This window comes from Flavobacterium sp. (assembly GCF_035195345.1).
Classification (GTDB): Bacteria; Bacteroidota; Bacteroidia; order Flavobacteriales; family Flavobacteriaceae; genus Flavobacterium.
In genome coordinates this window covers 1,828,308-1,849,644 of sequence record NZ_CP136574.1, presented here as the reverse complement: position 1 = coordinate 1,849,644, position 21,337 = coordinate 1,828,308, and the positions used below count along the sequence as shown (strand labels likewise).

Sequence of the window (21,337 nt, the reverse complement as noted above, 5' to 3'; positions counted from 1 at the left end):
GAGACGCGATTAATCGCGTCTTTACAACAAATAATTATGAAAATCGGATTGTATTTCGGAACGTTTAATCCCATTCATATTGGGCATTTAATTATTGCCAATCACATGGCAGAGCATTCTGATTTGGATCAAATTTGGATGGTCGTTACGCCACATAATCCGCACAAGCAGAAAAGTACTTTGTTAGATGATTACCATCGTTTACACATGGTGCATTTAGCAACGGAAGATTACCCAAAAATCCAACCTTCGGATATTGAATTCAAATTACCGCAGCCGAATTATACCGTTAATACCTTAGCGCATTTACAAGAAAAATTTCCAAAACACGAATTTTCCTTAATCATGGGTGAAGACAATTTGAACTCACTCCACAAGTGGAAAAACTACGAAGTCATTTTGCAAAACCACGATATTTTTGTGTATCCAAGATTCAATTCTGGTGAAATCGACGAGCAATTTGTCAATCATTCAAAAATTCATCGTGTAGGCGCCCCTGTAATTGAATTATCCTCCACCTTCATTCGCGAAAGCATTAAAAAAGGTAAAAATGTAGTTCCGATGTTACCGAATAAAGTATGGGAATATGTAGAACATAATAATTTTTATAAAAAATGAAATTTGACGAAATAATTGAAATAGGGATTGATGATTTGGAAAGATTGTATATCAAACCCAAAAAAGAAAAATTCACTTTAATCTATAGAACTGCCACAGAAGTTCATTGGGATAATGAAAAACAGTTTTTATATTCGCCAAAACCAAAAGATTGGACATATTTAGATTGGTATAAACACATTGTAAAAGTTGCAAGAAAAGAATGCAATTGTGAATTATTAATAAACGAATATACAATTTTTAGTAATATTAGCAATCAATTAAAAATCGCAATTAAGGAGTTATAACTTAACATTCCTTTACCATTCGTTCCCAATCTCATTGCGTAACTTTGCGGGGATGCTGAACTAAATCCAGCAAGACAATTATTATGCTAAACTTCGAATTATACAATCCTGTAAACTATGTCTTTGGAAAAGGACAAATTAAAAAACTAACTGATTTAGTTCCGACAAATACTAAAATTCTTATCGCTTATGGCTGTGGAAGTATCTTTAAAAATGGCGTTTATGATCAAGTAAAAGCGGCTTTACCCAACCATGATATTGTAGAATTTGGCGGAATTGAACCGAATCCTCGTTTTGAAACCTTGATGAAAGCCGTTGAAATTATTCGTGCTGAAAAAATCGGTTTCATCTTAACTGTTGGTGGTGGAAGCGTGATTGATGGTGTGAAATTTATTTCTGCAGCCGTTAATTTTGAAGGCGATGCAGCGGATATTTTGAAAAAACGTATTTTATTCAAAGATGTTTCCAAAGTAATTCCTTTTGGAACCGTTTTAACCTTGCCGGCAACAGGTTCGGAAATGAATTCAGGCGCTGTAGTTACAATTGAAGCTACACAAGAAAAACTAACCTTAGGCGGAAGTGCTTTATTCCCAGTATTCTCAATTGTAGATCCAACAGTAATTACTTCGTTACCAAAAAGACAATTGCAAAACGGAGTTGTGGATGCGTTCACACACGTGATGGAGCAATATCTAACTTACACACACGATGCTTTATTACAAGACCGAATTTCAGAAAGTATTTTACAAACGTTAATTGAAATTGGTCCCGATGTAGTTGAAAATCCGAGCGATTATAAATTAGCTTCTAACTTTGTTTGGAGTGCTACCATGGCATTGAATGGATTGATTCAAAAAGGTGTTCCTTCGGATTGGGCAACACACATGATTGGTCATGAATTAACGGCTTTATACGAAATTGATCATGCGAGAACATTGGCAATCATTGGACCAAACTTATACCGCGTAATGTTCGACACGAAAAAAGACAAATTAGCACAATACGGCCAACGTGTTTGGAACATCCAAGGCAATTCAACCGAAGAAATTGCAGAAAAAGCAATCGAAAAAACAGTTGAATTCTTCCACAAAATGGGAATGAAAACCAAATTATCGGAAAACGCAGAAAATTACGAAAATACCGCTGATTTCATTGCCAATCGATTTGAAGAAAGAGGTTGGAAAGTGTTGGGCGAAAAGCAAAATATCACCATCGAAAAGGTAAAAGCAATCGTAGAAATGAGTTATTAAAATCGCTTCACGCAAACGTTTTTTGTAAATCCTTTTAAAATGATTATTTTTGATTTTCTAAATCGAAACACATAATGGAAAAAAAGCCAAAATTTGCAGTCATTGGAGGAGGAAGTTGGGCTACTGCAATTGCTAAAATGCTTTGTGAAAATCAAGACGAAATTGCTTGGTACATGCGAAGCACGTATGCTATTGAACATTTAAAACATCAAAAACACAACCCAAATTACTTGAGTTCGGTTGCGTTTGATACTAATAAATTAAAACTTACAAACGACATAAACGAAGCAGTTGCTTACGCTGATTATGTGATTTTTGTGGTTCCTTCTGCTTTTTTAAGCAAAGAATTAGAAAGTTTAACCGAAAGCTTAGAAGGAAAAATCATTTTCTCTGCGATTAAAGGAATTGTTCCAGAATCGAGTTTAATTGTTGGTGAACATTTTCATACCAAATACGATATTCCTTTTGAAAATATTGGGGTTATTACAGGTCCTTGTCACGCAGAAGAAGTGGCTATGGAACGTTTATCGTACTTAACTATTGCTTGTAGCGATCGAAAAAAAGCCAAATATGTAGCTAAAAATCTGAGCTCACACTACATCAAAGCAAAAACTACAGATGATATCATTGGAACAGAATATGCTGCCGTTTTAAAGAACATTTATGCTATTGCAGCGGGAATGGCACATGGTTTAGGCTATGGTGATAACTTTCAAGCCGTTTTAATGAGTAATGGGATTCGCGAAATGAAAAAATTCATTCGTAAAGTACACAAAATGAAACGAAACATTAATAATTCGGCTTATTTGGGCGATTTATTGGTGACAGGATATTCGGTTTTTTCAAGAAATAGAATGTTTGGAAACATGATTGGGAAAGGCTACACTGTGAAATCAGCACAAATGGAAATGAGTATGGTTGCCGAAGGATATTACGCCGTAAAAAGTGCTTATAAATTAAACCAAGAATATGGTGCAGACACGCCAATTATTGATGCCGTTTATAAAATTTTATACGAAAATAAAGACGCAAAAGCTGTTTTCAAAGAATTAACAGACAAATTAAATTAATACATGCTATCATTAAAAACAGGTTCAATCGATCATTTAATTGATCATCCTGGTATTATTACGGCTTTCACAATTACCATCATTGCTATGTTGGTATTAGATTTAGGAGTTTTAAACAAAAAAGGACATGTAGTTTCCAATAGAGAAGCGGCGATTTGGTCGGTAATTTGGATTTCACTTTCAATGGGATTTAGTGGAATCATCTACCACTACATGGGTGCCGAAAAATTCATGCAATTTCAAGGCGCGTATTGGATTGAAAAAGCGCTTTCGGTTGATAATTTATTCGTTTTCATCTTAGTTTTTGGCTATTTCAATGTGGCAAAAGAAGCTCAACATAAAGTCTTATTTTGGGGTGTAATTGGTGCTTTGGTTTTTAGAGCCATCTTTATTTTTACTGGAGTTTGGTTGCTGAATTACACGTATTTACCCGAAATGGAATTGTTTGGTCAAGCAGTAAAAATCAATTATTTGCTAACCATTTTCGGAATTATTCTAATTGTTGCGGGAATAAAATCGGGCTTTAGTAATGAAGAAGATGATGGAAGTAAAGATTTTAGTAAAAGTGCTGGTTCAAAATTTGTACATAAGTTTTTTAAAGTAAGTCCAAATTTTGATGGTGATAAATTTTTCACTGTTCAAAACGGAATCAGAATGGCAACCCCTTTATTTGTGGTGGTTACTATTGTTGAATTTACCGATTTATTGTTTGCAGTAGACAGTATTCCAGCCATTTTTGCAATAGCACCAGATGACCCATTTATTTTATATACGTCTAACATTTTTGCTATTTTAGGATTGCGTTCGTTGTATTTCTTGTTGGCGAACTTTATGTACATGTTCAGTAAATTAAAATACGGGTTGGCGCTTATCTTAGCTTTTATCGGAGTAAAAATGATTGTAGCGCCGTTTTACCACATCGAAACCTCTTATTCTTTAATGGTTGTTGGAAGTGTGTTAATCTTGTCTGTAATCGCTTCTTTGTTGTTTCCTGATAAAGATTAATTTGTGATTTCATGAAGAAACTATTCCTGCTGGTTGTTTTGTTTTTAACTAATATATGTTTTAGTCAATCTGAAAAAGGTTCAAAGCAATTTTGGGAAAAACTAAAAATGCATTGCGGTAAATCTTTCGAAGGACAAATTACAGCAGGAGCTTCGGCTAATGACCCTTTTTCAGGTAAAAAACTAGTAATGCATGTGAAAAGCTGTGAAGAAAATCGCATAAGAATTCCGTTTTTTGTTGGAGATGATAAATCTAGAACTTGGGTTTTAACATTTGAAAATGAAATCATAACACTCAAACACGATCACCGCCATGAAGATGGAACTCCTGATAAAGTAACACAATATGGTGGAAGCTCAACTAATACAGGATTACCAAATATTCAATTTTTTCCAGCCGATCAAGAAACATGCGATTTAATTTCTTATGCTTCAACTAATGTTTGGTGGATTACTATAGACGAAAAAGTGTTCACTTATAATTTGAAACGCATTGGCTCTGAACGAGTTTTTTCGGTAAGTTTTGATTTGTCTAAACCCATTGAAACTCCGTCAGCGCCTTGGGGTTGGAAAGAATAATTATTATTTAACCAAAATCTCATCCACAAAAATAAACGCATCGCCACCAGCACCTTGATGCCATTCTGGTAATTTACCGAAGTTTTTGGCGATAACTTTTACGTAACGTGCTTTTTTGTCTTTGGTTTCGTTTGAAGTGAAATTTAGAATCGTATTTTCTTCTAATTTTGGATCTAACGTATTGTTTACTAAACCGAAATACGTGAAATTCACATTATCTTCCGAAATATAATAGTCCACTTTCGTTGGCATTAAAATCCATGAACGTTGGTCTTGTAAAAAGCGTGCTGAAATTTCATTGATGTTTTTCACTTCTTTTAAATCAACAACTGCTTCAAAATCCTGACTTTGGTAGCCTTGCCAATCGCCTTTTCTCCAGTTCTCCGTTCCTAAAATACCATCTAACAACCCTTCTGGTCCACCTGCATGATATTGCGGATTGTAAACCGATTTAATATTGATGCTGTAATTGTTTGGTTTTTTGAAGAAGGTTGCGGAAATGGTGTTGCTTTGTCCTTCATTTGTTTTTACATACGCTTCAATAGTTGAAGTTTCTTGTATTTCGAAAGGTTTTGTGTAAGGAACAAATAGTTTCTTTGCCAAATGATCATCTTTATCATTAATCATGAAATAAATCACATCATTTGAATTTTGATATTTCAATTCAATCTTCAAATTGTCTTTAAACGATTTACTTTCCGCTTGAATTACTGGAACTGGAATAATTAATTGATGCGCTGGTTTGTCAACGTTTTCTATTCCGAATTGTGGCAAAATACCTCTAGCATTAGGTAAGTGAAGATAGTTTGGTTTATTATCATCAATACTAACTTTTGCATCTAAAAAAGGTTCATTAATATCCCATGTGGGCTGTCCCGGCGTAACCGCATAAATCCCCATCGCACTCAACACGTACCAAGCACTCATTTGCCCGCAATCTTCGTTTCCAATTAAACCATCTGGTGTATTGGTGTAAAAATTCTCTAAAATATACTTGACTTTTTCATACGTTTTTTCTGGTTTTCCTAAATAATTATACAAATATGCAATGTGATGACTGGGTTCGTTTCCGTGAGCATATTGTCCGATTAAACCCGTAACATCGACTTGTTCTCTTCCAGTAGTTTTGCTTTCGCTGTTGAACATTTCGTCTAACTTGGCTTCAAATTTTTCAGGTCCGCCGTAGGCTTGAATCATGCCTTCAATATCTTGTGGCACGAAAAACGAGTATTGCCACGAATTACCTTCGGTAAAATTATTGTTGACTTCTCTTGGATCAAAAGGTTTGTCCCAACCTCCGTTTTTCTTCGGACGCATGAAACCGGTTTCCCAATCGAAAATGTTTTTCCAGTTTTGAGAACGTTTCATGAAATATTGATACTCTTCTTGCTTGTTTAAAAGTTGCGCCATTTGGGCAATACACCAATCATCATAAGCGTATTCCAAAGTTTTAGAAACGCTTTCGTGTTCGTCATCAATCGAAATAAATCCGTTTTTCTTATAAGCATCCAAACCTAAAACATCACGCATCGCAGAAGCTTTACTCGCTTCAAAAGCCTTTTCGTAATCGAAACCTTTTATTCCTTTTGCCATCGCATCGGCAATTACGGAAACCGAATGATAACCAATCATACAATCGGTTTCATTGGATGCCAATTCCCAAACAGGCAATCTGCCACCTTGTTCGTATTGTTTAATGAAGGTATTGATGTAATCGGCAGTTCGCTTTTTATCGATTAAGGTGTATAATGGATGCGCACCTCTAAAGGTATCCCAAAGTGAAAAAACCGTATAATAATCAAAGCCTTCTGCTTGATGAATTTGGTTGTCTCTACCGCGGTATTTTCCGTCTAAATCTTGTGCAATGTTTGGTTGCATCATCGTGTGATACAAAGCCGTGTAGAAAATCGTTAACTTGTCTTTATCATTAGAAGTGACTTCAATTTTTGATAATTCTTTGTTCCAAGCCGCAATAGCATCTTTATGAACTTTATCGAAATCCCAATGTTTGATTTCGGAACTGTTTAATTTAGCTCCTTCATAACTTGTTGGTGAAAGCGACACTTTTACGAGAATTTTTTCGCCTTTTTTTACGTTCCCTTTTTTAGGATGTATAATAAATCCATTTTGCATTGAGTTATTATAATATTCAAAAAACATTGGTTGATTAAATTCTATCCTAGCCCAAATTTGTTGGTTTCTTGCCCAAGCTTCACTTTGACGATAAATTTCAATAGTTTTATCATTTATTATTTTATAATCTTTCCCTATTAATTTATCCCTATGATTCAAATCTAACATTATATGTGGTCGACATTCATCATTAAAAGTATATTCATGAAAACCAACACGTGTTGAAGTGGTTAACCTAACATCAATATTATATTTATCTAAATGTACTGAATAAAATCCTGCAGAAGCTTTTTCATTTTTATGTTGGAATTTTGAAGAATACAATTTTGAATCTAGAGTATTAATTCCAACCGTTGGCATCAACATGATATCGCCATAATCCGAAACACCGGTTCCATTCAAATGCGTGTGCGAAAATCCGTAAATTACATTATCAGAATAATGATATCCACCACAGCCATCCCAACTGCCATCAATACGTGTGTCAGGAGACAATTGCACCATTCCGTAAGGCACAGTAGCGCCAGGAAATGTATGTCCGTGACCACCAGTTCCAATAAATGGATTGACGTGTTTGGCGAAATCTTGTGCTTGGGAAATAGTAGTCGTTAAAAAGGCTAAAGCAATAAGAAATGGTTTCATGTTGTTGGGATGAAAAATTTCTTAAAGGTAAAAATATTTTCTAATTGTTGTAAGGGTAAAGCTATTTTTGAGTTTTACCACATAGAAACATAGGTTTTTCTTGTTTTGCTTTTAGGCATTACACTTTTTTGAGGTAACAATAGAATTGTGTTGATTTTAAACATATAAGTCAAATAAGAAAGCATGAAAAGTCTTTGTTTATATGAGTTCATATAAGTTTTCCTATGTTGACTATGTAAAATGAAATACCTTAAATTTATAAAGTTAATCTATGTTTCTATGTGGTGTAAACAAAAAACCACAAAGACATTTCTGAATTCGTGGTTTAGTTATTTTGAAACCTCGCAGGGAAAATGTTAATTCGCGAAAACGCCTCTTTTGTTGATAATTGGTAAATCAGCAGTAGCTTTATCATTGATGGAATTGGTTCTGAAAACGAAGGTTTTATCGAATAATTGACCGTTTGAAAAATACGACAACATGAATTCGTTATTCAATTGTAAAACGTTGTTTTCTAACAATTCAACTTTAACGGCGGTTCTTGGTTCTACTTTGGCAAACGCATGACGAAAAGTTCCCGTTTTGCGTTCTTCACCATTGATTAAACCATAAGCGCTTGAAACTACCATAGCCATTTCTAGCAAATCATCGGTATCGTTTATTAAATAAGCGTACCAAGAATTCTCCATGAAATCGTCGTTCCATTCTTGAAAAGCTACAATGTGAACGTTTGCTACTTTTGGGATGATAATGTCTCTTTTCATATTTTGAAGAATCCTGACAGGTTTTTGAAGCCTGTCAGGATTTAAATGTTATATACTTGATTTGAATTGCTCTAAGAAACGAACGTCGTTTTCATAAAACATACGGATATCACCAATTTGGTACAACAACATGGCAATACGCTCTACTCCCATTCCGAAAGCAAAACCAGTGTGTTCGTCTGGATTGATGCCGCAGTTTTTCAATACGTTAGGGTCAACCATGCCGCAACCACCAATTTCTAACCAACCGGTTCCTTTGGTAATTCTGTAATCGGTTTCGGTTTTTAATCCCCAATAAATATCGATTTCAGCACTTGGTTCTGTAAATGGGAAATACGATGGACGTAATCTGATTTTCGATTTTCCGAACATTTCTTTCGTAAAATACAACAAAGTCTGTTTTAAATCGGCAAACGAAACGTCTTTGTCAATATACAAACCTTCCACTTGATGGAAAATACAGTGCGAACGCGAGGAAACAGCCTCGTTACGGAACACTCTTCCTGGAGAAATCGTACGGATTGGCGGTTTATTGTTTTCCATATAACGCACTTGCACTGATGAAGTGTGTGTACGCAATAAAACATCAGGATTGGTTTGAATGAAAAACGTATCCTGCATATCTCTTGCCGGATGGTATTCTGGTAAATTTAATGCGGTAAAATTGTGCCAATCGTCTTCGATTTCTGGACCTTCAGACACGTTAAAACCAATGGTTGAAAAAATATCAATCATTTGGTTTTTTACAATAGAAATTGGGTGGCGAGAACCAATGTTCATCGCTTCTCCCGGGCGCGTTGTATCGCCGTAAATTCCTTTTGCTTCTTCTTTATTTTCTAAAGCGTCTTGAATGCTTTTTACTTTTTCTTCTGCCGAAGTTTTCAATTCGTTGATGACTTGACCAAATTCTTTCTTTTGTTCGTTTGGAACATTTTTGAATTCGGCAAAAAAGTCTTTCAACAAGCCTTTACTTCCTAAATACTTAATTCGGAAGGCTTCTAATTGTTCTTTATTATCGGTTTGAAAAGATTTTACTTCTTCAATATGGGCTTTAATCGTTTCTGTCATCGCTCGTTTTGTAAAATGCAAATTTATGGATTTTTTTTGAGAGACAAGTCATTGACTTGTCTGTACTATAAATTAATTAGTCAATTAATTCTTTCTCTAAAAAGTAGCTTACAATTGCTTCTTTCATTAGTACGGCTTGTTCACCTGCTTTTAGTGGTGGCAATTCTTCTTTTACTTTGTAATGCGGCCAACCTTCGTTATCAAAATACTCAAATTCGTAGTAACCGTAAGGCTCTAACAAACGACAAATAGCAATGTGCATCAGATTTACTTTTTCATCTTTTTTGAAAGCAGCATGGATTTTTCCTAATTCTTGTACACCAATTAAGTAGATAATTCCTTCTAAATCAAGGTCTTCTCCGCTTGAAAATTTTTCTGATAATATATTGACAACGCTTTCCCAACGCTGTTTTAATTGTTCGTCTCTTGACATTTTTTACAGATGAAAGAAAAAAGAGAAAAGAAAAAAGACTATTCCCAACTTTCTATATTAGTTTTGCAAAGATAATCGATGGTTTTGTTTTTTAAGCAATCTATCGTCTTTGTTCTTTATTCTATTTTCTTTCAAATGAGTTTTATTGATATTGTTTTTGCGGTTTTATTGGGTTTTGCGGTTTATAAAGGTTTGAAAAACGGGCTTTTTGTAGAAGTTGCTTCGTTTGTGGCTTTGATTTTAGGAATTTACTTAGCGATTAAATTTTCGAATTTAGTAGGTGCTATTTTTACTGGAATTTTCCCGAGTTGGAATCCGAAATATATTGAAATTACGGCTTTTATCATCACGTTTTTGTTGGTGGTGATTGCAATTCACTTGAGTGCAAAAATTTTAACCAAATTAGTCGATTTTGCTTTTCTAGGTTGGATTAATAAATTGGCAGGTGTAATTTTTAGCGTATTGAAAACGATTTTAGCGTTGAGTGTGGCACTTTTTATTTTTGAGAAAATCAACATCAATAACATAGTGCTTTCTAAAGAAACGCAAGAGCACTCGCTTTTTTATAACCCAATTCAGAATATTTCAAAAGCGATTTATCCTACGATTGAAGGTTGGTATGGTAGTTTGAAGTCGGGAGTTGAGAGTGAGAATTAATAGTTATTCTGTAACTCCGATTATTACACCAAAATTTCCATCGATTTGATTCCAATTCTTTTCTGGAAGATAGGTTCTTGACACAAATCCGTCTAAGTATAAGGCGTTTTTGCATCCAAGTTTTTTAAAATATTCGGCAAAATCATAAAAATTGATTTCCTTTTTTGAAATAGCAAATATGATTTGATTGTTTGGTAAAATCCCAACGCCATTACGAATATTTAAATTGGTAGAATTCTTTTTAAATGCAGTATGAATTTCGCCATCAATTACCAACATTGGACCCGATTGAGTTGCATATTTTATCTTTTCATTACTCAAAAAATTTTCCGTTTTGCAAATCATTGGATTTTTATCCGTTGTAAGATAAAAAACACCATTTGGCTTTAAATAAAAATTGCCTTTCCCATTTGAAGTTTCAATTTCTGATTTAGTAATTGTGTTTTCAACATACAATCCTTGGGGTGAATTGTCTTTTTTATACATTCCGCCATTAGTTGAAAACAGCAGTTTTTTGTTTTTACTTTTAAGCCATGAAATTAAATTTTCAGCATTTTTAAAATGCTCTTCTTTTTTGTTTTTCCAAAAAAATTCTAAATTCTGCTTTTTTGGATTCACAATATAACTTACAAATCTGTCATCTTCATTAGCTGGCTTACCAAATTGATAAAAACCAACTGAAATTGTTGCTATGATTAATAAAATTATAAATGTGCCTTTTTTTGACATGATGAAATTATTCCTTCACTTCCTTAATCGCTTCTTTGTCAATCCACGCTTTGGTTTTGTCGGTGAGTTCTACTTGTTTCCAGTTGCCTAATTCTTCTAAAACGAAGACTTTTGTTCCTTCATGAAGCGTTACAACATCTTCAGAACTATTTTTTGGTTCGGCTTTCAAAGTCGTTGATTCTGCAAAAACGATGGCTGGATTGTAATTTGCATCGAAATTCTTTTGTAAAAAAGCGGAGAAAACGGTTACGCCAATTCCAACTAAAAACAGCAGGAATAAACTGAAAAAAGTACGTTTTAGTAATACGGTATTTCCGAAATAATAGCCTAAAAATGAAAGCAAACTCAGGAAAGCAATAAAAACGGCAATCCAAGCCCAAGTGTCATAATGAAATATGCTGGTGAACTCTTTTACCATTTTTTTGAAACCGACTTCTGGAAGGATTTTAATGTCGTCTATAGCCATCTTTTGCGCAAAAGACAAATTGGTTTGAATGGCTTCGTCATCTGGGTTTAAAAGTAATGCTTTTTCGTAGTTGTAAATTGATGGCGCCACTTTTCCTAATTTGTAATAGCAATTGGCAATATTAAAATACAAATCGGCCGATTCGCTGCCCTGATTTACAATGCTTTCGAAAGATCTTACTGCTTGTTCGTAATCGCCTTTGTTGTACAAATCGTTTGCTTTTTTGAAAGTAGCGTCGATTGATTCGTTTGCTAAAGCGAATTGAAATGTTAGTATGAAAAGGAGAATGTATTTTTTCATGATTTTTTTGTTAAACCAGACTTATATCTTAATCAATCATTTGAGAAGCTGAAACGAGTTCTGCATGACAAACTAGTGTTTAGTGGTTAAATTTGTTTTTCAAGTTCGGTAATTATTTCGATAGCTCTGTCAAAATCGTTGTGCATTGCGGTGTCAGTTGCTGGTGCATATCTTGCGAATTCACAATCATTCATTAATTCCATAAACTGATTGACACTACTTTCAGATGCGTTTTTATTTTGCAATATTTCAATAATATTTTCTTTACTCATTTCAACCGTTTCGATGTGTAATTTGGCTTTTAAGAAATTGTGTAACGCTTTTTCCATTGCCATATAAAACGGTACTTTGTCGCCCATTTGTTTTTTGGCTTCCGATAAATATTTCTTCACTAATCGGTTATTATTTCTAACTCGATTACCCACAACATCGGCATCTTTTGCTTCTTTTTGTTTTCTAGCAATCATCACAATCGGAATCAATAATAATGGCGCCAATAACAAACTATAAAACAATCCAGAACCCAAGAAATCTTCTCTAGATGCTGAAACAAATTCTGTTTTTAATTTATTATATTGAAATACTTCCTTTTTCTGAATGGCTTGCTTATTTGCATTTTCTTTGTTAGAAACTACTGTTCCGTCACCTTCTGCTACATCAATAGTAATTTCTTTTGATGTAATGGTTTTGTATGAATTACTTGCCAAATCATAGTACGAAAACTCAATAGGTTTAATTGTGTATTTTCCTTTGAACTGAGGAATAATCGTATATTTATCTGATACTTTTCCAACAATTCCTGTAACAGGCGTTTGCACATTTTCAATATGTGCTGGATCGTACATTTCTAGCGCACTTGGCACAATTGGTTTTGGTAAGTTAAACAATTTTAAATTCCCTTTTCCCGAAACACTGACTTCTAAATCTAACGATTCTCCAGCTTTTAACGTGGTTTTTGATGGCACTACTTTGAAATCAAAATTTCCAACAGCTCCTGTAAAACTTGATGGTTTATTGTTTTCTGGCAAAGCTTTTACGTTAATTGTTTGAACACCTGTTGAAAGTGATTTTTGAATCAATCTCATTTCATATTCTCCAAACCAATCACGACGGCCTGTTGGTACTTCGGCATCTAATTCGATTTTGAAAGGTTCTATTTTTTTAGCACCCGCTTCTAAAGGATATAAAATCACTTTTCGAAGCACCACCATGCTATAATCTTTTCCGTTGAATTTTCCTCTTTCGGCACGAAGTTGTTTCATATCGATATATTGACTCCAAAAATCTTCGTATTTAGGTGCTTTAAAATTTCTGAAATTTCCAACGGTTGATCTTGGCTCAAAATACAATTTGTATATTACAGTAACGGGTTGGTTGACATAAGGATTCTTTGTTGACATTTCAGCCACCAAATGAATTCCTTCCCCATAATTCATGTTGTTAGGTTGTCCAGGATAAGACGGTATTTCTATTGGATCGGTAATCGTAATTCTAATTGGCGCCGATTTATACGTAGTTTCATTAAATTGAATGGAAGCAGAACCTATAGTAAAAACACCTTTTTTTACTGGGGTTAAATAATAGATAACTTGCGTAGAAATTTCTCTTTTTTGGGTTACTTTTCCATTTACAATAGTTATAGAAGTTTGATTCCCTTTATTAATAAAAGGGCCTTCTGTTTTAAAACCTGAAAATTTTGGTGGTTCAAAATTATCTCCTTCATTATTTATAGTGAAAACTAATTGAATTCGTTCATTTAAACCATAAGAACTCCTCTCTGTTTGCGCTTCAAATTTTACTTGAGCGGAAACAGAAAAATAGAATAATGATGTTAATAAAATTAAAAATGTCTTTTTCATGAATTACCAATCTTTTTCATTTGAAGCTGGACGTCCTTTTACTTTTTTTGCATTTACTTTGTCCTGCACTTTCTTTTCTGCATTATTTACGGCATCTAAGATATTATTGATTCGCTGTTTATCAGCACCACTTGGTTTTGGATTTTCTTTTTCATCTTCTTTTTTCTCACCATCCCCTTTGTTTTTGTCTTTATCACCTTCTTTATTAGGATCGTTTTTGTTTTCCTTATCGTTTTTGTTATTTTCTGGTTGTGGTTTTTTGTCTTGACCACCTTTTCCTTTATTATCTTTCTTGTCGTTTTTTGGTGGTGGATTCTCTTTTTTCTTCTTTTTAGCTAAAGCGTAATTATAGCGTGTTTCTTCATCAAACGGGTTATTACGTAACGCATTTTTATACGCTTCAGCAGCCGCTTCATAATTTTTGTCCAACATAAAAGTATTTCCTAAATTATGATAAATTCGATGTTTTTCGACTTTGGTTTTTGCCGTTTCTAAAGCCTGAATATATTTTATTTGTGCTTCACCATGTTGATTTTGTCTGTAAATACTATTACCTAAATTATATCCTGCAACTGCTTTTTTGGGCGATTTTTTTGATTCGGTTACCCTATAATCTGCTTCGGCATTGGTATAACTTTTTTGAGCAAAAGATTGATTTCCATTGTACAGGTTTTTATCTTTCTCTTGACTAAAAAGCATGCCACTAAGCAACAAAACTAGTATATAAACTATCTTATTCATGTTTTTTCTCGTTAAATAAATTCAACTTTTGCACCCAATTTGTTTTTTTCTCCAACAGAAAAATATCTGCCAAAAGCAACAAGAATCCCAATCCTAGAAACCATTGATATTGTGATTCAAAATCGGCAATTTGTTGTGATTCGAATTCTGATTTTTCAATTTTATCTAATGATTTTTTCACCTCTTCTACCACTTCCTTTGTAGATGCGCCTATAATATATTTTGCTTTAGTTTTATTGGCAATATTTTGCAACACTTCTGGATATAATTTTGTAATCACATTTTCTCCGTTTTGGTCTTTTTTATACGAAGAAATGTTGCCTCTATTATCTTTTAAAGGAATTAAACCACCTTTTTCTGTGCCCACACCAATCGTTAAAATACGAACGCCTTTTTCTCGAGCCATTTCAATTGCTTCTTCAGCTCCATCACCATGATCTTCGCCGTCTGAAACCAAAATAATTAGTTTACTAGTATCTTTTATGTCAAAATAATCTACCGAAAGCTTAATGGCGTCATTAAAAGCAGTTCCTTGCGAAGAAACCATATTGGTATTCATGCTTTGCAGATACATCTTAGCAATACTATAATCGGTCGTCATGGGTAAAACAGGATATGCACTTCCGGCATAACCTACAATTCCAACTCTATCATTTCCAAATTGATTGATGATTTGCGACACCAATTGCTTAGTTTTTTCTAAACGGTTTGGCGCCACGTCTTCGGCTAACATACTTTTTGAAATATCTATAGCAAAAACAACATCAATCCCTTGGCGTTTTACGGTTTCCATTTTGGTTCCCATTTTTGGGTTTACCAAAGCAATTATTACGCAAACAATAGCCAATAGCAGAAGTACTACTTTTAAAACAGGTTTAAAAGTTGATTTTTCAGGGCTTAATTTTTCAAACAATTCCAAATCGGCAAAAGCGGCTTGTTTTTTTCTTTTCCAAAACAAATTGAATAGAAAAAGTGCCACTACAATTGGAATGAGTGCTATTAAATAAAAATATATTGGGCTTTCTAATTCAAACATTTTTTCTCTTTCTAAACGATTCCTCTAAAAACTGAATTTCTCAACAACACTTCAATTCCTAATAAAACAAAAGCTATTAGTGCAAATGACTTATACTTTTCGTCGTAATTATAAAATTTCTTTTCGTCAATTTCTGTGGTTTCTAACTTATTAATTTCGTCGTAAATGGCTTGTAATTTTTGATTTGATGTGGCTCTAAAATATTTAGCATCCGTTGATTTTGCAATTTCTTGCATTAATTTTTGGTCAATTTCTACAGGCATCATTCTAAAAACTAACTTTCCATTCGCATCTTTTGCCACAGGAAACATTGCTTTTCCATTGGTTCCAATTCCGATAGTATAAACTTTTATACCATATTCTTTTGCAATTTCCGCTGCGGTTCTTGGGTCAATTGTTCCTGAGTTATTTACACCATCTGTTAATAAAATAATAATTCTGCTTTTTGCTTTGCTATCTTTTATTCGATTAATTGCTGTGGCTAACCCAACACCTATTCCTGTTCCGTCTTCAATAATAGAATCATCATATTCTACGGTTTTTAATGATTGCAAAATAATGGCTTTATCAGAGGTTACAGGAGTTCTAGTGTAACTTTCACCGGCATAAACTACTAAACCTATTCTGTCATTTACTCTATCTTGTATAAATGTGGACGCAACTTTTTTTAGTGCTTCTAAACGGTTTGGTTTTAAATCATTGGCCAACATACTACTCGAAACATCGATTGCCATTACAATATCAATTCCTTTAGTGGTTTTTGATTTTGAAGTAACATCCACGCTTCTTGGTCGGGCTAAAGCAATAATGATTAAACATAATGCTAAAATTCGCAATACATGTAGAAACGGTTTTGCTTTGGCTAAAAAAGTTCTATTGTGTTTAAATGGTGTTACCGAACTCATCTTTAGTGTAGCCGAAAGTTGGTTTCGTTTATAAAACAACCATGCAATAGCTACTGGCAAAAGCAGAAATAGCCATAAAAATTCTGGATTTAAAAAAGTTACTTTTCCCATTATTTTTTTGCTTTTCTTAGTTCAATCGAATTCTGAATCTTCTCCATAATTTGTTTCGCATGTTCATCATCTTCCTTGTAAATTAAGAAAAATTCTTGTGCACCACCTGGTTGAGCAAAAACCAAAATTTCGTAGCTCATTTTTTGGTCTTCTTTTGTAATCTCGTTGAAAGCGGTAAAACTACCATATGATTTTTTACCAGAAAGTCCCTTTACATTTTCAAAATCAGCGGTTTTTACAATGATATTTTTGGCACCAAAACGTTCCAATTCTTTCAAATCCGTTTCTAGTGCTACTTCTAAATCCAACTTGGTTGTGTCTTTAAAAGCTGTAGTTACCAAAATAATTGAAAAATCATCAATAATACTACCATACATAAATCTGTTCGTTGATTTTACATTTTCAGGAAGGTTATTTTGAATTTTTTCGTCGTTATTTCGTTTCAAAACCTTTGGCGTTTCAATCACAATTGCAGGTTCTCCGTATTCAGAAGTAATCCATTCTTTTTCTAATAATTCTTCGGTGGTGTACCCAATGTGATGCTCTTTTAAATAATCTAAACCAAAAGTGTAAGCAAAAATTCCAACTGAAATCACAAATAAAACAACTGCAATTCCGACTGAGATAGCGGTTCGCATGAATTTTTGTTTCTTTAATTCTTTACGACGTACTTCTTCTGCAAAAAGTGCTTCGGACTGTTCTTCCGTTCTTGGTAGTGCTTTGTCAACGATTAATAAAAATTTATCAACGATGCTTTTATCTTTTTCAATTTCAAATTGCAATGGTTTTGATTTGGCAAATTTTACTAAATCAGCATTTTCTAAAACCTGACGAAATTTATCCAATTCTTCACGATTCACAAACATTTTCGTCTCTGAAATTGCTTTTTTTAATGCATCCATCAACTCGCTTGAAGTACTTTCCATAGCTGGAACATGCACTGATTCTTCAATATACGTTCGAGCAATATCGGTCATTTCAGAATAATATTCTTTAACATCGCCTTTTTGAACCAATTGTTTTTTATCTAAATTTTGAAGATAAGCAATTGCTTTTTCAATAGGTGAAGCGAAAAATTCTTCTTCTTTTACTTTTCCGTTTTGTAATTTTTTAATGATGAAATACGAACCAAAACCTGAAGCAATTATTAAAGCTAATAATACCAGTAATTTCCACCATTCACTGCTAGGTTCTTCTTCGGTAGCGATGATGTTTTTAATATCATACATTTGCTGCTTAGTGGTATCTACTTTTACATTGTTTACTACAATGGAAAGCGAATCGGTTTGAAAATTTTTTTGATTAATTTTCACCACTAGTTTCGGAATTAAATACCTTCCCGAATCAAATTGAGTTAATCCATACTTTTTGATTAATTCGTATTGTGAATTGTTTTTTACAGTATCAATTGGATACGATTCTAAAACTTCTAAAGCGCCAAAATTTTTCGCATTTGGAAAAACTACTTTATCCTTTGCATTTACCGAAGCTTTAATCGTTAAATTGAATTGCGATCCTATTTTAATTTGTGAAGAATCAATAGCTGTTGTGATTTTTTGAGCTGATCCCAAAAATCCAAACAATAAAGCAATATAAAAGTAAATTGTCTTTTTCATTTTTCTTAATTACGCGCTTTAAAATAACCCAGTAATTTGGTTACATAGCTTTCATCTACTCTTGAACTTATGGTTCCGGCGCCACATTTTGAAAATATATCTCTAAAATACGCTACATTTTCGCTATAATATTTTTCGTAATCTTGTCGAACAGATTTTGAATTGGTATCTACTACTAAAGTTTCACCTGTTTCGGCATCTAACATATTGATAATTCCGATGTTTGGAATACTTTCTTCTCTTTGATCAAAAACACGAATTCCGGTTACATCATGTCGTTTTGAAGCTATTTTTAAGGTGTGTTCGTAGTCTTTCGTCATAAAATCTGAAATTAAAAACACAATGGCTTTCTTTTTCAAAACGCTTGATAAATATTTCAAAGCTTGCGATAAATCGGTTTTTTTACTTTTTGGTTGAAACTCAATTAACTCGCGAATAATTCGTAAAACGTGCGATTTTCCTTTTTTAGGCGGAATAAACAACTCGATTTGGTCCGAAAACAAAAGCAATCCAATTTTATCATTGTTTTGCGTTGCCGAAAAAGCCAAGGTTGCCGCGATTTCTGTAACCATATCACGTTTTTGTTGGTTTTTTGTACCAAAACTTTCCGAACCCGAAATATCAACAATTAACATCATGGTTAATTCACGCTCTTCTTCAAATACTTTTACAAAGGGTTCGTTATAACGTGCGGTAACATTCCAATCAATCGCTCTTACGTCGTCACCATATTGGTATTGGCGCACTTCTGAAAACGTCATTCCGCGTCCTTTAAAAGACGTATGGTATTCTCCCGAAAAGATGTGATCACTCAATCTTCGGGTTTTGATTTCAATTTTTCGAACTTTTTTTAGAATTTCTTTGGTATCCATTTTTATTAGTTGGCAGTCGCAGTTGACAGTCGCAGTATTAAATCAGTAGTTTCTGAAAACTGAGACTGAACACTGATAACTAAATTAAGGCACTTCGATTTCGTTTACAATTTTGCTAATGATATCTTCTGTGGTTACGTTTTCAGCTTCGGCTTCATATGTGATTCCAATTCTGTGACGTAATACGTCATAAACCACTGCACGAACGTCTTCTGGGATTACATATCCTCTACGTTTGATAAAAGCGTAACATTTTGCAGCAGTAGCTAAGTTGATACTTCCACGTGGCGAAGCTCCAAAACTGATTAATGGTTTTAGACTTTCTAATTTATATTTTTCAGGATAACGCGTTGCGAAAATAATATCTAAAATATATTTTTCGATTTTTTCGTCCATATATACTTCACGAACGGCTTGTTGCGCTTTTAGAATTTGCTCTAACGAAACCACCTCATTCACTTTTTCGTAAGCACCTTTTAAATTTTGACGAATTACCAAACGCTCATCTTCCATTTTAGGATAATCGATAACCACTTTTAACATGAAACGGTCAACCTGTGCTTCTGGTAACGGATAGGTTCCTTCTTGGTCAACAGGATTTTGAGTAGCCATTACTAAGAACGGTTTGTCTAGTTTGAAGGTTTCATCGCCAATTGTAACTTGTTTTTCCTGCATAGCTTCTAATAAAGCGGATTGTACTTTTGCAGGAGCACGGTTAATTTCATCGGCTAAAACGAAATTTGCAAAAATTGGTCCTTTACGAATGGTAAAGTCGTTTTGTTTAATGTTATAAATCATAGTTCCCACCACATCGGCTGGTAATAAATCAGGTGTAAACTGAATTCTACTAAATGAACCATGAACGGCTTGTGATAGCGTATTAATTGCTAATGTTTTTGCTAATCCAGGAACACCTTCTAGTAAAATGTGTCCTTGTCCTAATAATCCAATCAGTAATCGTTCTACCATGTGTTTTTGACCAACAATTACTTTGTTCATTTCCATGGTAAGTAAGTCGATAAAAGCACTTTCTCTTTCTATCTTTTCATTAATTGCTCTAATGTCTAAAGTCGATGTATTTTCTTCCATTTTAGTTTTAATTTGGCGCTGTGAAATTAACAACATTTTTTAACGCTGCAAATTGTAATTTTTTTTAGATTTTAGTTGTTAACATTGCGTTAAAAAACAATAAAAAAAGTAGCTTTTGTGAGTGTTTTATGATTCAATTTTATAATTTTAAGAAATATTTAGAAATTACACACATTATGTCAGTAAAATTATCACCTATAATTGCTGGAGTTATGAATTGGGGGGTTTGGGATAAAAACCTCAACACAAAGGAAATGAACCATTTAATTCATCTTTTTTTTGAAAACGGAATTAGTACTTTTGATCATGCCGATATTTATGGCGGTTACACCACCGAAGCTGCTTTTGGAAAAGCTTTAACTGAAAGTAAAATTGAGCGAAAAAACATTCAATTAATTACTAAATGTGGTATAGAGCACATTTCTGAAAATCGTCCAAAAAATCTAATCAAACACTATAATTATTCCAAAGACTACATCATTTGGTCCGCAGAAAATTCGCTAAAAAATCTACAAACCGATTATTTAGATGTTTTTTTATTACACAGACCAAGTCCATTACTACAAGCTGATGAAGTTGCTGAAGCGGTTGAAAAACTTAAATCTGATGGAAAAATTCTATCTTTTGGTGTTTCTAACTTTACCCCTTCGCAAACCGAATTATTGCGTCAAAAAACGGAAATTTCTTTTAATCAAATTCAGTTTTCGGCAACCAACCACGAAGCTATGTTAGATGGAAGTTTAGATTATATGCAATTGCACAAAATAACTCCGATGGCTTGGAATCCGTTAGGGGTGGTTTTTAGAGAAAACACGGAGCAAACACAACGCTTGAAATTACTTTTTTCTAAATTAGTCGATAAATATCATGTGGGTTCTGACTTGATTTTATTGGCTTGGATTTTACAACATCCTGCAAACATTTTACCGGTAGCTGGAACCATTAATGTGAGTCGCATTCAACAACTAATGAAGGCAAAATCACTGGTTTTAGACACACAAGATTGGTTTGCTATTTGGACCGAAAGTATGGGAAATAAAGTGCCTTAATTTAGTTTTCAGTCGCAGAACAGCACTGTAAACTGAGACTGAGACTGCAAACCAAAACA

Annotated in this window: 21 protein-coding genes; 8 read left to right on the top strand and 13 right to left on the bottom strand. The window is 33.7% G+C overall.

Going from position 1 to position 21,337, the window contains the following annotated elements; all coding sequences use genetic code 11:
- Positions 1 to 36: 36 nt before the first annotated feature.
- The 6 genes from nadD to RSE15_RS08930 all read left to right on the top strand — a co-directional run bounded on the left by nadD (position 37) and on the right by RSE15_RS08930 (position 4,808).
- Complete coding sequence (nadD, locus tag RSE15_RS08955) at positions 37 to 618, top strand: nicotinate (nicotinamide) nucleotide adenylyltransferase (RefSeq protein ID WP_324067683.1); 582 nt, start codon at positions 37 to 39, stop codon at positions 616 to 618.
- A complete protein-coding gene (locus RSE15_RS08950) occupies positions 615 to 905 on the top strand; it encodes a hypothetical protein (protein WP_324067681.1) in 291 nt (96 codons plus the stop codon). The genes nadD and RSE15_RS08950 overlap by 4 nt, the downstream gene beginning before the upstream one ends.
- Before the next feature lie 83 nt (positions 906 to 988).
- Positions 989 to 2,155: an iron-containing alcohol dehydrogenase gene (locus RSE15_RS08945; RefSeq protein ID WP_324067679.1), complete on the top strand. Its 1,167-nt coding sequence runs from the start codon at positions 989 to 991 to the stop codon at positions 2,153 to 2,155.
- A 74-nt stretch (positions 2,156 to 2,229) separates the two neighbouring features.
- On the top strand, positions 2,230 to 3,225 hold the full coding sequence (locus RSE15_RS08940) for an NAD(P)H-dependent glycerol-3-phosphate dehydrogenase (RefSeq protein ID WP_324067677.1): 996 nt from the start codon (positions 2,230 to 2,232) through the stop codon (positions 3,223 to 3,225).
- A gap of 27 nt (positions 3,226 to 3,252) precedes the next feature.
- Positions 3,253 to 4,230 (top strand): TerC/Alx family metal homeostasis membrane protein, encoded by a 978-nt coding sequence (locus tag RSE15_RS08935; RefSeq protein ID WP_324070444.1) that lies wholly within the window; start codon positions 3,253 to 3,255, stop codon positions 4,228 to 4,230.
- Positions 4,231 to 4,241: 11 nt separating this feature from the next.
- The gene (locus RSE15_RS08930; protein WP_324067675.1) at positions 4,242 to 4,808 is read left to right on the top strand and encodes a hypothetical protein; all 567 of its coding nucleotides are present in this window, start codon (positions 4,242 to 4,244) and stop codon (positions 4,806 to 4,808) included.
- Positions 4,809 to 4,811: 3 nt separating this feature from the next.
- Here RSE15_RS08930 and RSE15_RS08925 read toward each other — a convergent pair whose 3' ends face one another.
- From RSE15_RS08925 to RSE15_RS08910, 4 genes are all read right to left on the bottom strand, one after another.
- The gene (locus RSE15_RS08925; RefSeq protein WP_324067673.1) at positions 4,812 to 7,583 is read right to left on the bottom strand and encodes a GH92 family glycosyl hydrolase; all 2,772 of its coding nucleotides are present in this window, start codon (positions 7,581 to 7,583) and stop codon (positions 4,812 to 4,814) included.
- A gap of 356 nt (positions 7,584 to 7,939) precedes the next feature.
- Complete coding sequence (locus tag RSE15_RS08920) at positions 7,940 to 8,347, bottom strand: hypothetical protein (RefSeq protein WP_324067671.1); 408 nt, start codon at positions 8,345 to 8,347, stop codon at positions 7,940 to 7,942.
- 48 nt (positions 8,348 to 8,395) lie between these two features.
- Positions 8,396 to 9,415 (bottom strand): phenylalanine--tRNA ligase subunit alpha, encoded by a 1,020-nt coding sequence (pheS, locus tag RSE15_RS08915; RefSeq protein ID WP_290820345.1) that lies wholly within the window; start codon positions 9,413 to 9,415, stop codon positions 8,396 to 8,398.
- A gap of 76 nt (positions 9,416 to 9,491) precedes the next feature.
- Positions 9,492 to 9,848: a hypothetical protein gene (locus RSE15_RS08910; RefSeq protein ID WP_133610266.1), complete on the bottom strand. Its 357-nt coding sequence runs from the start codon at positions 9,846 to 9,848 to the stop codon at positions 9,492 to 9,494.
- Between the two features lie 135 nt (positions 9,849 to 9,983).
- Here RSE15_RS08910 and RSE15_RS08905 point away from each other — a divergent pair, with 135 nt between their 5' ends.
- On the top strand, positions 9,984 to 10,505 hold the full coding sequence (locus RSE15_RS08905) for a CvpA family protein (RefSeq protein ID WP_324067668.1): 522 nt from the start codon (positions 9,984 to 9,986) through the stop codon (positions 10,503 to 10,505).
- 3 nt (positions 10,506 to 10,508) lie between these two features.
- Here the strand turns inward: RSE15_RS08905 and RSE15_RS08900 are convergent, their stop codons facing one another.
- From RSE15_RS08900 to RSE15_RS08860, 9 genes are all read right to left on the bottom strand, one after another.
- Positions 10,509 to 11,234, bottom strand: coding sequence for a phosphodiester glycosidase family protein (locus tag RSE15_RS08900; protein WP_324067666.1), 726 nt, complete (start codon positions 11,232 to 11,234; stop codon positions 10,509 to 10,511).
- A 7-nt stretch (positions 11,235 to 11,241) separates the two neighbouring features.
- Complete coding sequence (locus tag RSE15_RS08895; protein WP_324067664.1) at positions 11,242 to 12,000, bottom strand: tetratricopeptide repeat protein; 759 nt, start codon at positions 11,998 to 12,000, stop codon at positions 11,242 to 11,244.
- A gap of 86 nt (positions 12,001 to 12,086) precedes the next feature.
- Positions 12,087 to 13,859, bottom strand: coding sequence for an aerotolerance protein BatD (locus RSE15_RS08890; protein WP_324067662.1), 1,773 nt, complete (start codon positions 13,857 to 13,859; stop codon positions 12,087 to 12,089).
- A 3-nt stretch (positions 13,860 to 13,862) separates the two neighbouring features.
- Positions 13,863 to 14,600: a TPR repeat aerotolerance protein BatC gene (locus RSE15_RS08885; protein ID WP_324067660.1), complete on the bottom strand. Its 738-nt coding sequence runs from the start codon at positions 14,598 to 14,600 to the stop codon at positions 13,863 to 13,865.
- On the bottom strand, positions 14,593 to 15,636 hold the full coding sequence (locus RSE15_RS08880) for a VWA domain-containing protein (protein ID WP_324067658.1): 1,044 nt from the start codon (positions 15,634 to 15,636) through the stop codon (positions 14,593 to 14,595). Before RSE15_RS08880 ends, RSE15_RS08885 begins: the two co-directional genes overlap by 8 nt.
- 11 nt (positions 15,637 to 15,647) lie before the next feature.
- A complete protein-coding gene (locus RSE15_RS08875) occupies positions 15,648 to 16,652 on the bottom strand; it encodes a vWA domain-containing protein (RefSeq protein WP_324067656.1) in 1,005 nt (334 codons plus the stop codon).
- Positions 16,652 to 18,268, bottom strand: coding sequence for a BatD family protein (locus RSE15_RS08870; protein WP_324067654.1), 1,617 nt, complete (start codon positions 18,266 to 18,268; stop codon positions 16,652 to 16,654). The genes RSE15_RS08875 and RSE15_RS08870 overlap by 1 nt, the downstream gene beginning before the upstream one ends.
- 5 nt (positions 18,269 to 18,273) lie before the next feature.
- Positions 18,274 to 19,140, bottom strand: a complete 867-nt coding sequence (locus tag RSE15_RS08865) for a DUF58 domain-containing protein (RefSeq protein ID WP_324067652.1) — start codon at positions 19,138 to 19,140, stop codon at positions 18,274 to 18,276.
- Between the two features lie 84 nt (positions 19,141 to 19,224).
- Entirely contained in the window at positions 19,225 to 20,229 is a 1,005-nt protein-coding gene (locus RSE15_RS08860; RefSeq protein ID WP_324067650.1) for an AAA family ATPase, read from the bottom strand.
- A 176-nt stretch (positions 20,230 to 20,405) separates the two neighbouring features.
- Here RSE15_RS08860 and RSE15_RS08855 point away from each other — a divergent pair, with 176 nt between their 5' ends.
- Positions 20,406 to 21,278 (top strand): aldo/keto reductase, encoded by an 873-nt coding sequence (locus tag RSE15_RS08855; RefSeq protein ID WP_324067649.1) that lies wholly within the window; start codon positions 20,406 to 20,408, stop codon positions 21,276 to 21,278.
- Positions 21,279 to 21,337 lie beyond the last annotated feature (59 nt).